Origin of the sequence: Melghirimyces profundicolus (genome assembly GCF_003054245.1) — a bacterium.
Classification (GTDB): domain Bacteria; phylum Bacillota; class Bacilli; order Thermoactinomycetales; family DSM-45169; genus Melghirimyces; species Melghirimyces profundicolus.
The window spans coordinates 150,979-164,923 of sequence record NZ_QBKR01000003.1 but is presented as its reverse complement, the minus strand read 5'-3'; the positions used below and the strand labels follow the sequence as shown (position 1 = coordinate 164,923).

14 protein-coding genes are annotated in these 13,945 nt (G+C 51.1%); 4 read left to right on the top strand and 10 right to left on the bottom strand.

Annotated elements, in window-relative coordinates; translation table 11 throughout:
- Positions 1-207 precede the first annotated feature (207 nt).
- The 5 genes from bioD to C8P63_RS03465 all read right to left on the bottom strand — a co-directional run bounded on the left by bioD (position 208) and on the right by C8P63_RS03465 (position 5,527).
- Entirely contained in the window at positions 208-942 is a 735-nt protein-coding gene (bioD, locus tag C8P63_RS03490; protein ID WP_108021942.1) for a dethiobiotin synthase, read from the bottom strand.
- Positions 939-2,303 carry an adenosylmethionine--8-amino-7-oxononanoate transaminase gene (gene bioA, locus C8P63_RS03485; protein WP_108021941.1) on the bottom strand — a complete coding sequence of 455 codons (1,365 nt, stop codon included), beginning with the start codon at positions 2,301-2,303 and terminating at the stop codon, positions 939-941. The genes bioD and bioA overlap by 4 nt, the downstream gene beginning before the upstream one ends.
- 238 nt (positions 2,304-2,541) lie before the next feature.
- Positions 2,542-3,222, bottom strand: a complete 681-nt coding sequence (locus C8P63_RS03480; RefSeq protein ID WP_108021940.1) for a YetF domain-containing protein — start codon at positions 3,220-3,222, stop codon at positions 2,542-2,544.
- 529 nt (positions 3,223-3,751) lie between these two features.
- Positions 3,752-4,819: a lamin tail domain-containing protein gene (locus C8P63_RS03470; protein WP_245920653.1), complete on the bottom strand. Its 1,068-nt coding sequence runs from the start codon at positions 4,817-4,819 to the stop codon at positions 3,752-3,754.
- Between the two features lie 12 nt (positions 4,820-4,831).
- Complete coding sequence (locus C8P63_RS03465) at positions 4,832-5,527, bottom strand: thermonuclease family protein (protein ID WP_108021938.1); 696 nt, start codon at positions 5,525-5,527, stop codon at positions 4,832-4,834.
- A gap of 704 nt (positions 5,528-6,231) precedes the next feature.
- Here C8P63_RS03465 and C8P63_RS18945 point away from each other — a divergent pair.
- The 3 genes from C8P63_RS18945 (at position 6,232) to C8P63_RS03450 (ending at position 7,710) form a co-directional block, all read left to right on the top strand.
- Positions 6,232-6,495: a WGxxGxxG family protein gene (locus C8P63_RS18945; RefSeq protein WP_108021937.1), complete on the top strand. Its 264-nt coding sequence runs from the start codon at positions 6,232-6,234 to the stop codon at positions 6,493-6,495.
- 232 nt (positions 6,496-6,727) lie between these two features.
- Positions 6,728-7,306 carry a spore coat protein gene (locus tag C8P63_RS03455; RefSeq protein WP_108021936.1) on the top strand — a complete coding sequence of 193 codons (579 nt, stop codon included), beginning with the start codon at positions 6,728-6,730 and terminating at the stop codon, positions 7,304-7,306.
- 155 nt (positions 7,307-7,461) lie between these two features.
- On the top strand, positions 7,462-7,710 hold the full coding sequence (locus C8P63_RS03450; RefSeq protein ID WP_108021935.1) for a hypothetical protein: 249 nt from the start codon (positions 7,462-7,464) through the stop codon (positions 7,708-7,710).
- Between the two features lie 240 nt (positions 7,711-7,950).
- On the opposite strand, the gene C8P63_RS03445 is transcribed toward C8P63_RS03450, so the two are convergent.
- From C8P63_RS03445 to C8P63_RS18720, 5 genes are all read right to left on the bottom strand, one after another.
- A complete protein-coding gene (locus C8P63_RS03445; protein ID WP_245920652.1) occupies positions 7,951-8,256 on the bottom strand; it encodes a DUF1259 domain-containing protein in 306 nt (101 codons plus the stop codon).
- A gap of 439 nt (positions 8,257-8,695) precedes the next feature.
- The gene (locus C8P63_RS03440) at positions 8,696-9,013 is read right to left on the bottom strand and encodes a hypothetical protein (protein WP_108021934.1); all 318 of its coding nucleotides are present in this window, start codon (positions 9,011-9,013) and stop codon (positions 8,696-8,698) included.
- A gap of 129 nt (positions 9,014-9,142) precedes the next feature.
- Entirely contained in the window at positions 9,143-9,367 is a 225-nt protein-coding gene (locus C8P63_RS03435; protein ID WP_108021933.1) for an ATP-dependent DNA ligase, read from the bottom strand.
- Positions 9,368-9,742: 375 nt separating this feature from the next.
- A complete protein-coding gene (locus C8P63_RS03430) occupies positions 9,743-11,854 on the bottom strand; it encodes a M28 family peptidase (protein WP_108021932.1) in 2,112 nt (703 codons plus the stop codon).
- 474 nt (positions 11,855-12,328) lie between these two features.
- Positions 12,329-12,517, bottom strand: a complete 189-nt coding sequence (locus C8P63_RS18720; protein WP_146172101.1) for a hypothetical protein — start codon at positions 12,515-12,517, stop codon at positions 12,329-12,331.
- 228 nt (positions 12,518-12,745) lie between these two features.
- Here C8P63_RS18720 and C8P63_RS03425 point away from each other — a divergent pair, with 228 nt between their 5' ends.
- Entirely contained in the window at positions 12,746-13,795 is a 1,050-nt protein-coding gene (locus tag C8P63_RS03425) for a M14 family zinc carboxypeptidase (protein ID WP_108021931.1), read from the top strand.
- Positions 13,796-13,945: the final 150 nt, after the last annotated feature.

Here is a 13,945-nt window from a genome sequence, read left to right as displayed (position 1 = left end):
TCCATGCAAACCGCAACCGTTTTCCGTATCCTGATCGATCTTTATTCAGTCCTTCCATTCCTGAGACTTTACCGGCCCCCCAATAATTCGAAGAAAAGTTGATCCGGCGCTTCCCCCCGCGTGTCAACGCGGGGGAAGCCGCGTCCGACACCGGTCGGAGGTTAGAAGATCGCCCGGTGCAGCTGTTGCAACTCCCCCCGGAAACTTTCATCCCGGACCGACACCGGAAGATCCCCCTTTCTTTAGCCGGATCGAAGCTTGAACCGGTTCCAGATCCAGGTTTTGCAGGACGGCTTGTCGGAGTCTTTCTTTCCCGGGATCCTCCAACCAAGGCAGCCGGCCCAGAACCGGTACCCCGGCGAAGGATTCGATCAGGCGGGGATTATGATCGACACTGGGGTCGTCGGCCCGGTATCCACCGTTGAGGACAACGCCGGCCACCTCCAGACCGGTGGAACGAATCGCCCGGACCGTCAGCGCGGTGTGGTTCACGGTTCCCAGGTCGGGCCGGGCCACGATCAGCACCGGCCAGCCAATCTCCCGGGCCAGATCCGCGATGGTCCAGCTCTCTCCCAGCGGCGTCATCCATCCCCCGGCGCCTTCCACCAGCACACCATCGTATTTCCGGGCCAAAGAATCCAAAGAGCGCAGAATCACCTCCCGATCGATCGCGGTCCCCTCCAGTTCGGCCGCCAGCCCCGGCGCCACGGGCAGGGAATAACTGTAGGGAACGATTGATTCGATGGGATCGTCCACTCCGGTCCAGCTTTTCAACCTCATCCCGTCTCCCTTGGGATGCTCCCGGAGATGGCCGCTCTGGACCGGTTTGAAAACTCCCGTCTTCACCCCCCGGGACTGCAAGGCCAGGGACAACCCCGCCGTGACCCAGGTTTTTCCCACTTCGGTGTCCGTGGCAGTGACCATCAATCCGCTTCCGCTCATTCCTCCGTCACTTCCCGCACCGAGCGGATCAGGATGTCCACCATGGCCTGCAGCTCCTCTTCCCGGGAGATGAGAGGAGGCATAAAGGTAATCACGTGTCCGAGCGGCCGGGTAAGCATCCCCAGCTCCCGTGCCCGGCGGCATACCCGGTTCCCGATCGCCTCTTCCCAGGCATAGGGGGTTCGGGCCGCTTTGTCACGGACCAGTTCGATGCCCACGGTAAAGCCCAATTGCCGGACCTCCCCCACGTGCGCAAGCTCGGAGAGGGGCCGGAGCATTTCCGCAAGCTTGGGAGCCGTTTGTTGCACATGCTCCACAATGCCCTCTCTCTCATAAATCGCCAGATTTTCCAAGGCCACGGCACAGCCGAGTTGGTTGCCGGTGTAGGAATGACCGTGGAAAAAGGTTTTGGCCTCCCGATGGTCCCCGAAAAAGGCATCGTAGACTTCGTCTGAAGTGAGCGTGGCCGCCACCGGAAGGTAGCCCCCTGTCAGTTTTTTCCCCAGGGTCATCAGATCCGGTTCCACCCCTTCGTGTTCACAGGCGAACATCCGGCCGGTTCTTCCGAAACCGGTGGCCACCTCGTCGGCAATCAACAAAACGCCATGTTTACGGCAGAGTTTCTCCACCTCTTTCAGGTATCCCGGCGGCATCAGGATGATCCCTCCGGCTCCCTGCACCATCGGCTCGACCACCACGCCGGCGATTTCGTCCCCTTTCCCGCGAAGACGTTGTTCCAGTTCCTCCAGACAGGCTTCTTTGCAGGCTTCCACCGACCCGTCAAAACGGTAGGGGTAAGGATAGGACACTTTTTCCGTCGAAAACAGCAAGGCACCGTAGGCCGCGTGAAACAGATCGATTCCCCCCACACTCACGGCACCGACGGTATCCCCGTGATAGGCGTTCCGCATGCTCAAAAAGGTCGTCTTTTCCGGGCGTCCCCGGTGCTTCCAATATAAACAGGCCATTTTCAGGGCAATTTCCACCGCCTCCGCCCCGCTGTCGGAATAAAAGACCTTTTGCAACCGGGCGGGAGTGATTTCCACCAATTTCTCCGCCAACTGAATGGCGGGAACATTGGAACACCCCAACAGGGTGGAATGGGCGATCTTTTGCAACTGTTCGGTGATCGCTTCATTCAGTTCCCGACGGTTGTGACCCAACGGGTTTAACCAGACGGAGGCATTCCCGTCCCAATATTCCTTTCCCTCCACATCCACCAACTTGACTCCATTTCCGCGCTCCACGATGACCGGTTGATCGCTCAAATACTCCTTCATCTGGGTGAACGGATTCCACAGATACTGCCGGTTCTTTTCAAGGAGCTCTTCGTAGGTGAAGCAGGTTTCGGTGCGGTTCAACGGGGTTCCTCCTCAATTGTAAACTTATAAATATATATGGTTTACGGTTTGATCGTAACACGGATCAACGACGTTCATCCAGTAGGATTTTTTCGAAAAAATAAAAACCCCCTGCCCACCCAGCCGGGGGAAATGGCATCACCACCGCGTGATCGGGTTCCATGACGAATTTTCGGGAATCCGATGAGATCAAATCCCCCTGACGGGGGTGTGGAAAGAGCCCAACCCGGAGACCGTTTCAGGATGGGGCTTCCAACGGAACCACATGCAGTCCGTCTCCTTCCAACCATTCGGAAAAAAACACATCCTCCACCTTTTTCACGCCCTGTGCCCGGAGTTCAGATTGCAGCCGTTGTTCCGTCCATCCGATGGCCTGCAGATTGTCCCGTAAAATCTTTCCGTCGATAATCAATGTCACCGGCAGGTTAACCGGTTGAGGCGGCAGATTCAGATCGGCACGGGTGGGAGTGGAGTCGTTCCACTGTTTGAGAACCGTTAATCTTCCGTCGGTCTCCAGAATCGCATAAGCGACTTTCCGTATGGAAAAGACGTTCTGATGACGAATGAGGTTCTGCAATTGGTTCAGATCGAGATTGTTTTTTTTCAACTCCTTCCGATCCACCACTCCGTTACGGATCACGATGGAGGGATTCCCTTCCAACAGACTCCTTGTCTTCGGGAACTTTGTGGTTATCTTCGCAACGGTGAGAATCATCAGTCCCCACAGTATGAGGGCGGACAAAATGGATAGAAGACCCACTTCCTTGTCGTAGACGGCATTGCCCAACAACTCTCCCAAGACAATCGCGGAGACGAAATAGAACGGGCTGAGCTGGCTGATCTGGACCTTGCCCAGGATTTTGGTGACGAGAAAAAGGACGATAAAGCCGACGATTAACTCAAGAATCATATATAACATACCGGAAAGACTCCTTCGAATGATTTTCGGAGACTTTCACCAGTTTTGACAGGATGAGATGAATTCAAACCCCGCAGCAGGGTCCATCGACCCCCGCTGACTCCCTTGACCCCCAAACGATACAGTCACAGGAAGCGTTCACCGGAAAAGTTGGACCCGTCGGGGTAGGGAAGAACGAATGACTGTCAGAGTCTTTCAAGGCGATTTTCGAGACCACAAACACAAGCGTGTGCAATTGATCATGGTAAAGCTTCCAGGTACCAAGCAACAGCAAACCAAGTTTGGACGTGAGGTGTTCCCTCTGACAAGACAAAAACAGGTCAACGCAAAGATCATTTACCTTCTCATCAAGGATTGTCTGGATCGACGGGAAGGGATCGAAGGCGATGTTCCTGAATCCCCGCTGAAAAAACCCAACTTAAAAAGCCCGCCCAAACGAGGCGGGTTTATATTTAATCCCTTGCGGCTGCGCTCCCTGTATAGGGTGGTTTTTTCATGGGAAAACCCTGCATGAAGTGAGGTATGTTTATTAAGGATTGGCCGTACCTTCAGTGGGGCTGGCTTGGATGCTGGACCAGCTTCCTCCATCCGGAGAACGATGCCAAGACATGTCATAGTCGGTGGAGCTGTAGGTGTATTGGTCCACCATGTTCCCGTTGGGGTCTGACAGGGTGACGTCATCTCCGTCATTGTTGAAGTAATACTCGGTGGTCCAGACGTAATACTCCCCCGGAGCCAGGGAAGTACCGTCCGGAATGGTGTAAGGACTGCTTCCGCCACCCACGATGTCATCGATCACATAGCCGGAGAGATCCACTGTCCGGTCACTGCCATTGTAAATCTCGATGAACTCATGCGCGTAATTTTGATGGGCGGGCAACACCTCATTGATCACCAGACCGGAAGGCGTCGTGCTGCCGTCATCTGCGGGGGTGTATCCGGCATCTTGGGCATCTTGTTCCGTAAAGAAGAAGACGCGGTTTTCCATTGGGACTTGTTTGTAATCGGCCGGTTGAACGTACTCCTTCGTGTAATAATCACCGACATATTTGTCTTGTTCATCCCCGGAGACCCGATCCCGAAATTCAAAGGGAAGCTCCGTCATCGGATGGTCCGGATCCCAGATGTTGCGACCGGCCTCTTTCGCCTCCAACATGGCCGAACGGTATTCCTCGAAATATTTCATGTTAGGCCAGATGTAATACGTCACCGCATGGCCCTGACGGAGCATGTCTTCGTTGACGTCCAGATCCCCTTTCCAGACATGGGCCAACAGACGGCCGTAGGCGTCTAATTCCTCGGTGTCGGTTTCAATGGTAACCGGAGTTCCCGGGGGAAGGAGTTGTTCCAAGTACTCTGTGGCATTCGGCCCCCACGGATCTTGGCTTTCCCCGTAGTAATTGGTCTCCGGGGCGTCGATGGACAACAGCCGGACTTTTTTGGTTCCCAGAATTTCTTCGTTGAGATAAACCGTGTCTCCGTCGACAACATAATCAATGGTGGCGTTATAAGTATTTGCGTGTGCATCCTGAGGAACCACCGTGAAAAGAGTGGTAAGGAGAGCCAACAAACCCATGAAGGAGAAGATTTTTTTCAACTGAAACACCTCTTATTGATGGGTATATCCGGCATCCAAAGCGTCTTGTTCCGTAAAGAAGAAGACACGGTTCTCCATCGGAATTTGTTCGTAATCCAGCGGATCGACATATTCACGGGTGTAGAAATCGCCGACATATTTGTCCTGCTCTTCATCAAACATCCGATCCCGATATTCAAATGGAAGTTCCTCCAAGGGATTGTTCGGATCCCAAACCCCCAGCCCCTTGCTTTCCGCATCCAACATGGCATCCCGATAGGCTTCAAACCGGGTGGTGTCATGGGTGTTGGGCCAAATCACGTAGGTGACGGCATGGCCTTGCCGTAACATTTCTTCATTGACATCCATTCCGTCCTTATACACATAGGCAAGCAAACGGCCGGATCCATCCATCTCTTCCTGATCCGTGACCATGGTGACCGAAGTCCCTTTGGGTAACAACTGCTCCAAGTAAGCGGTGGCGTCTTCACCGTGTTCCACCTGGTTTCCGGGATCTTTTCCATCCACCGTAAAGGTCTCCGGCGCATCGATTCCGACCAAACGCACTTCCCGAGTCCCGTTAACCGGCTTCGTCAACAGAATGGTGTCCCCGTCTTTGACATACTCCACCGTACTCGTGTAGGTAGCCGCTTGAACCGAGGAGTCCGGCAAGACAACCAAACTGAACATCAGGAACAATGTGAGAAAAAAGATGACGGGTTTTCGCATTCGATCGATCCTCCCAATGATGATTTGAGACGGGTTCAGAATAAAAAAATCATTTTAAAAATCGGTGTCAGCGGTTTTTGTTTCTTGTTAAAAATCCCGCATTCAGTCAAACATCAGAACGATACCAACTCATTGGAATGGATCGTATCCCAAACCCCGAAAATCTGGCTGCCAACCCTTCCTGAAGAAACCGCAACTCCGCGCTGAGCTTCAGACCCGGGTCCAGAACAACGACATCCAAGGCGGCTTATATGCTGAAGATGGAGACGATATTGCGACCCGGTTTTGGCTTAGTAATCTCGATTCCAAGCAGGCTCCTTTATGGAGCCCTTTTTATGGTCCAATGATTGAGACATAAAACAAAAAAGCCCCCTCAACAAGGGGGATCCCAATATGGAATAAAGAGAGGTTGGCTATAGAGGATTATTCGAGCCGACCCTCCTTTTTTCAGTCCATTTTTCCCGAGGAAATAAACCCTATTGAACAATATTAATCGCAATCCTCATCAATAAAAGAGTCAAACCCGGCAGCTTCGAGCTTCTTTTTCTCGTTGCTCTGCATTGGATTTCTCTTGAAAGGCGCCGGTTTGTACAATGTACAGGGCTTGTGCGTCATAACGGCCTCCACGATTAGTGGAGTTTTTTGTATGTATTGCCGATTTCGAGGGATTTTAAGGATGACCAAACTCAAAAGGAGGTATTTTATTGAAGACTTTTATGGGATGGCTTGCCATGGTCATGTTGTCCATTTTCGCGGTTCAAGGTACTCATGTCTGGGCACAACCGGTCACGCTAACCGCTGAAGTGAATGATAATCAGGACAACAATGACCAGAGGATGCTGGACATGACCCCCAACAACTACCAACGCACAGCTGTGGATGACAACGACACGGATTGGGGATGGATCGGTTTACTGGGCCTGTTGGGTCTGTTGGGCCGCCGTCGCAAAGATGATAACAACCGTTAGGAGGAAAAAGGGGGGTCCCCCTGATGCAAGTGAAGCATCAAGAGCCAGTTCACAGCTGAAGCCGGTTGAGCTTTCCTGGCCGCTTCAGGTGACATTCCAGAGCCCCAACGTTTTTGGGGGCTCTTTACTTTATGAAATGACCTTTTCCTTTTTTTACATACAAACCCTTACATAGACATCAGGGATGGTTGTTAAGCTATCCGTGATCAAAAACCAAAGGAGGGAACCTCCCATGCAACTGGCCGGTCATGAGCTTTATGACCTTCACGAACTGACCCTAAGTTGCGTTAACTCCATTACAAACATGGGGAATTTCATGATTCATGCCCAGGATCCTGAACTGAAATCCATGATTGAACGTCATTTTCCCTTTCATGTGCGGGATTACAACATGAAGGTGGAATACCTGAAAAACGCACAGGGTCCCACAAAGCAACTTCCTATCCCCGATCTGAACCCGGTACTCCAATCCTTCACCCAGTCCCCGGTGACAGGTCAAACCGTCACTCCCCGAACGAACACCCAAACATTCAATGACCAGGAAATCGCCACTGCTTACCTCCTGACACTGAAACGCGCCGGAAGGGAATACGCCTGGGCGGCTATGGAGATGTCTCATCCGGACCTGAGGGCATTCCTGGAAGACGGGTTCCGAATGAGCTCTCACCACGCTTATGATGTTTGGCAATGGATGGTCCAACAAGGATATTACCCGCTGGAACCTGCATCCCAGACCTCACAGAACACCATCGGCGGCATCTACCAGGAAGTCCCCGAACAGAATCCGGCAGCAACTGCACCCGTAATGTAACCAGGTCTTTGGATTTCTCACCCCCTAAAAAGGGGTAATGCCAATGAAGCTGTCACCAAGGTCAAAGCGGGGTTTTCCATGATTTTTTTCAGGGTTCTTTTCGCGTGAAGAAGCATCATTAGAACCAAACCAATAAACATTGGAGGGATCAGATCTTGAATAAGCAGGAAATGAAAAAAATGAAAGAAGAAATATCGCAAGAAGTTTCGGCCCAACTAGCTCAGCAACAACCTCAGCAAGCTCAGCAACAAGCCCAGCAACTGCAGCAACAACTCCAGCAAGCTCAGCAGCAAGCCCAACAAGCTCAGCAACAAGCCCAGCAAGTTCAGCAGCAAGCCCAGCAAGCTCTACAACAAGCCCAGCAAGCTCAGCAGCAAGCTCAGCGACAAGCTCGGCAATCCTAATCTGCTGCTGTACCTCCCGCTATGCGGTATTCGTAGCATCTGAAGGTGTGCCGAGAATTTGGAAACGGAACTTTAACCGTTTATAGGGTATTCCTGCCATGTGAAACGCTTTGGATCTCACCGCAGCATTGCTGGTTCTGGGCCCATGCAAAAACCGCCTCAGGGTTCCGGGCGGTTTTTTGCAGGCTTCTTCAAGATAGGAGTGAAAGTCACCGCTTCCTTTGAGACGGGGTTTATCCATTATCCTGCCGGACCGACGGGCCGATTGGTTAATACCCGGGAGGCCTTCCGTACATTCCTTGCAAAGACCAAGGGACGTTGAATGGACTGAAAATGAATATACCAAATTCGGGGATTGGTAAAGAGCCAGTGGTTGTGCAGAGCTGTTACCTGAATCCCTGCGCTTCGGAGTCGGCTGATAAACGGGTTGATCTCTCGGGTCAGAATGACGGTTTCCCCCAAGCACAAAGCCCGACCATCCCGACCCCGGCTTTCAAAAGAAATAGCGGCTGGAATGGTTAAGAAGGATCTCGATCTCCGCCCCATATTCTTACTCCAATGTGATTTCGAACTTTGGTAGCTGTACACACTCCGTTAATCACTTGTGCCTGACCGCCAAAAATACGAGCAAATTCTCGACACAGGGGACTGATTGCCATACTACCTCCCCCTTCCTGATAAGCTATGAACAAGTTATCAAGGGAAGAAGGGAGATGGTACCTCGTTTCTCCTGGAATATAGAAAATATACAGTTGAATATGATGGTCAAGCATTTATTCGGCCGGGGCAATCCCGTGCCATCAATCAAACATCGATGGCAGCAATGACGTAGGTGAACACCAGTTATTTTAATAACCCAAACAAAACCCTTGAAAAACGAGCTCACGCAGATATCCGGCGTGGGTTCAGAAGAAAAACCTTCCAATCGGAAGGTTTTTTAGTATGTCTTTTTTCATTTTAACACGATGGATCCTTCTTTTTCATCCTATGACTTGACAGATATTAGCTGGTTTTTATATTTGACTTTGCAATGGATTTTCGGCTCCACATGAACATATTGCCGATTCTCATACGTCTTGATCCGCTGCGCCACCTGATAGAAGGCTTTCCGTTCCCTTGGACCGATTCCGAGTTCCATCACTCCTCCCGGGCGGAGCCGACCGTTCTCCTCGACAGCGATCAACCAACCGGGTTCCTCTTTTCGGTATCCGGTAATCACGACTTCCGCCTCTTGCCAATGGTTCACCTTTTGCCACGCCCATGAGCGTTTCCCCAGGTGATACAGGGAGTCTTTCCGTTTCATCACGATTCCTTCTAACTCTGCTTCGCCGGTGATCCGAAAAAGCCCGGTCCCGTTTTCCCTCGACGTACCGGATCCGGGAAAACACCGAGTTCTCCTCCAATACCTCTTCCAATAAGGCTTTGCGTTCCATCAAGGGAAGGTGGATCCACGGTGGTAGAGGAGATCAAACACCACGTAATGGACTGGAAGAGAAGAGTCCAGTCGCTTCACATTCACCGGATCCCGGGTTTGTAACCGCTTGATGACAGCCTCGAAATCCGGCCGTCCTCGATCATCGGTCACGATCAGCTCCCCATCCAACACGAGACCTTTCGGAATGGAGGAGTCCTGAAGTTCCGGAAAACGATGGGTCACTTCATGTACGCCTTGGCACTATCCATCGTGGAAAAAAGCAGCCGAAATCCGTCCATCTTGGGTTCGGCGATATATCGTTCATCATCAAAGGGATAATCAATCTTCTGAGCCAATATGGGAGGAGTATACATTTCATTCACCTAATTCCAGCGTAGCAAAACAACCGGTCGATGGATCTGGGAATCGTTGGGTGTTGCTGCCGTCAAGGGAGTGAAAAAAAACGGCCTCAGAAGGCAAAATTCTGGGGCCGTTTTACTTACCAATAATCGGATTTGATCACAACGTCCAGGGTGCCGAAATACAAAAACCAACATTTAACACAGCATTTGCGTAGTAATTTGCCCCATCCGTTCTGAGGCAGGGAATAGGGTACTCTTATCTGGTTACCGACTCAGCGGTTTCGGTTGCGTGTTTTAACGACGCCTCCAGCCAATCCGTTGCTTGCTCTAAGGATTTTTCGTCTCCCGATTCCAACGCTTCCCCTAATGCCGGGAGCGGTTGAGCCGCATACCCAGTGGTCAGGCCCGGTGCCCAAATCTGATGTTTGTACCAGGGGCGGGACGGGATCCCCTCTTCTTGAATCAGATCGCGTTCCTGCTTCAATAAGGCTTTGTTGATCCATTCCAGCTGTTTCTTTTCTGCAGGTGTGACCCCATCCTGGATAAGCGATGCCGCTTTTTCCTCCAGATCACGCGCCGCTTCCTGCCATTCTTTCGACGCTTCGATGGAACCCTTCAGTACCTCTTTAGGGGCTCCTTTTTCCACCATATCCAAAAGAAGCTTTTCCACGTTCTCCGCATAGGCGGAATACTGGATCGGCAACACATCAGCATTGGCCAGGCGCAAGGCCAGGATGCCGTTCAATCGAGCTCCAGCGGCATGGTGTTCATAGTTGGGGTCAATAAAACGCTCCACTGAATCGGTGTTGTCGTAGGCGCTGTGATAAAAACCGTTGGGAGTGGTGAACCTGATGTTGATGGAAGGGACTCCGTTATGTTGGAGAAATGCCGTGTAATCCGAGCCGCTCCCCAGTTTCCCGATTGTGGGTTCTTCCTCATCAGAGCGATCCACCCAGTCCTCATAGATGCTCTTTCCGTTCCGGGGCTCCGTCACTTCTTTCGTCACAGAATAAATGACATCTCTCATGGAGGGAACGGCTTGTACACTGAAGAATTTCCCACCGGGGCCGTCCATGTTAAGATACGCCACAGCATGTTGTTTGAGTTTTGCGCGTTTTTCTTCCGCCCATTCCGTGGATCCAAGGAGCCCATACTCTTCTCCGTCCCAACCCGCGATAATGATGGTACGATCTGGCCGCCAACCTTCCTTATACATCTTTCCCATTACCCGGGCTATTTCCATAGCCGACGACCATCCGGAAGTATTGTCGCGAGCGCCATAGGTCCAAGTATCCCGGTGTGCCCCAATCACAATGGATTGTTCCGGATACTTGGTGCCAGGTATTTTGACGATAACATCGTTTACAGGTTGCTGATCGTACTCGATGTCGAGGTCGAGCTTCGTTTTGGCAGGCCCCGGCCCAAGGTGATAATCAAAGGGAAGCCCTCCTTGCCAATCTTTCGGCGCCAATGGTCCTTTCATGCTCTTTAGCAAATACTGGGCCTCTCCGTAGGAAATCGGGGTGGTCGGGATGGTCGGCAGGTTTTCGGTATCTTTCGGATCCAACCTCTTTTGACCTGGGAGAGAAGGTGCTCCCGGTGTTAGCGGGTCGCCAGGATAACGGTAGATCGGAAGGATACTTCCCCTCTGAATGGAGTCACTTGGACGCCAAGGGCCGTTGGGATAGACCTCGCCCTTCTTATAACCGTCATCCTCCGGATCAGAGTAAATGAGCATCCCCGCAGCACCGCGTTGGGCAGCCAGGTCTGGCTTCACTCCACGGAAGTTAGCTCCGTATCGGGCGATCACAATTTTTCCTTCGACGGAAACCCCTTGCCTCTCCAACTCTTCAAAGTCCTCCGGCCGGCCGTAATTCGCATATACCAGTTCCCCCTCTACAGTGCCAGAAGGAGAGTACGCATTATATCCAGGAACGATCTCATTTTTAAAGGGCGCATCCTCCGGAAGATCCTCCATCACGTTCAGTTCCCGCTTTTCCGGGGCAGTTTGCGTCACTGAGATATTCTTCGGGGTGGAGAGATATACGTCATACGAACGAATCTGGGGGTTTAATCCAGCCTTCTTCAGTTCCTTGACCGCATACATCAGAGACGCTATATTCCCCTTGGATCCGACCAATGAGGGGCGTTTGCTCATGGTGCGGGAATATTCTCCAATGGTATTCTTACTTACCGCTTCGGAAAACTTTTTTTCAAATTTCCTTTGCCATTGGCTTCTCTCCATGCTGAACCCTTTTAAGGAGTCCGTTTCAACCTTTGCTTGTACGAACGAAGCATGGGTCGAGAAACCCGTTGTCGCCACCAATCCAGCTGCCAGAAATCCCATAACAGCTTTCCTGACATGCATCGCTTCACTACCCTCCCTTAATTTTTAAACCCTTAAATTTTAGACAGCAAAACTGTTATTACAGAATTTAGACGTGCATATTGTATTTCCTCCCTATTTACAATTTTTTTACAAAAAGTGAAAGGAATCTAATCGCGTGGTGGAAAACGGAGCTCCCCGGAGGCTTGTGGTTCCGTACCCTTATAGGCAAGGAAACTGAGATCACGAAACTCTGACCTTCCATTTCAGACATTGAAAAACCGCCTTCTCCCCTATAAGGGTTGAAGGTGGTTTCCACATACGGTTCTCTTTTTTACCTTTCCGATCCATTTCCAATATAAGCAAAACAGTCTTATCCCCTTTGATCACGGGGTTTTTGACACTTCCCGTCTCTCTCTCCCTTCCCTGCTGAAGATAGGGAAGGGTTTAAAAACGATATAGTTTATTAAAGTTTCAGTTTCGATAAGGAGGGCTTACGCCCTCCCTTGCATCGTATTACCGCTCCTCAAGTAACGGTGAGGAGACGTCCTTCACACCGACCAGAGCCAGAATAGTCAGGTATGTCCGTTGAGATTCAAGATACGCATCCGTGGGGTCAAACCATTCATTCAGGGAGTGGGCCCCTCCTCCCTTGCCGCCTTGGCCCAAAGTCAGAGAAGGGATCCCCAAGTGTCGATCGCCCACATATTCCTGACCCATTCAGTTCCGGGAAGTAAAGTGAGCGAATCGCTGAAACAGGAGTCATCAGATAATCTAAGATAAACATAGAAAATACGTCATGAAAAGGATAGATATCATTCCACTTTCAGCTTGTAGAGAAACCCCGTTTTTTTCTGCAAGCTTCTTTATATAAGAAAGCAAGCAGGGTTTTCCGCTGAAAACAGTGAAGTTAAATACAGAAGGAGGGACAGTATGAAAAAATCTTTTCGTGCATTTGCTTTTCTTGTCGCCTTTTTGACGGCCATCGCCTGGCTCCTTCCCGCCAATCCCGCCGACGCAACGGGCAATGGGCCAAATTACAACGGGAATGAAACAGTGCGAAACGAACGTCTCCATAACTACGAAGAGATGGTCGACTTTCTGAAAAAAGAGGATCGGAAATCCGACGCATTGTCATTGGAAATCTACGGACAGTCCGTCAAGGGCAGGGATTTGTATCTGGCCAATTTCGGGGTGAAGGAAGGAAATCCGACGATCTTGTTTTTAACACAGCAACACGGTAATGAAACGTTGACCACCGAAGGTGCCCTCAAGTTCATTCAGTATCTTACCAGTAACAGCCGGGAAGTGAAAAACCTCCTCGACCGGGTCAATGTGCTGGTGGTTCCGCGTCTGAACGTGGATGGGGCTGAGGGAGACGTCAACTTTTCGATGGATGATTACGTTGCCGGGACCCATACCCGTTATAATGCCAATGGTGTGGATTTAAACAGGGACCACCAGGATCTGAACGAACCGGAAACCCGGGCGCTGCACAATTTGTTGAAGAAGTACCGTCCTGATTATCTGATCGACTTCCATCACCAGGGGACGCGGGAGCGATATGGGGATACCGACGAGCTGGTGTCCGGTTCCATCCTTCATCCCACCCACGAAAATGTCGATCCTGACGTGTTGCAACGATCGAAACAACTCGGTTCGGTTGTCTATCATGCACTGGAGCAAAAAGGATACGCCAAAATCTCCAAATACCCCGGCAGCGACAACCCCGCCATTGCCCGAAACAACTTCGCCTTGGATTACGGGAGCGCCACCCTGCTCATGGAAATGCGCGGAATGGCCGATCATTACTACGAACCGTATATCCTGGGACAGAAAAGCAACGGATATCTGATCCGCCAGGCATTTACGGCGATGCTAGCCACCACGCAATCCTTGGCCGATGGATCCATTCAACAGGCCGACACTTCATTCTGGGACACTCTGCCCGAAAGTAATTACGATGATTACGAAGGAGAATAATGAACGGCCGGATCTCCCGTGAATATATCATCTGTAAGTTTGCCAATTACCAAAAACGTCGTACTTCCATGGTGGAAGTACGACATTTTTGGGTTATCAGCCCGGTTGGGGGGATCCGGTCGTATTCTTCGGGATCGATGTCGTATACCT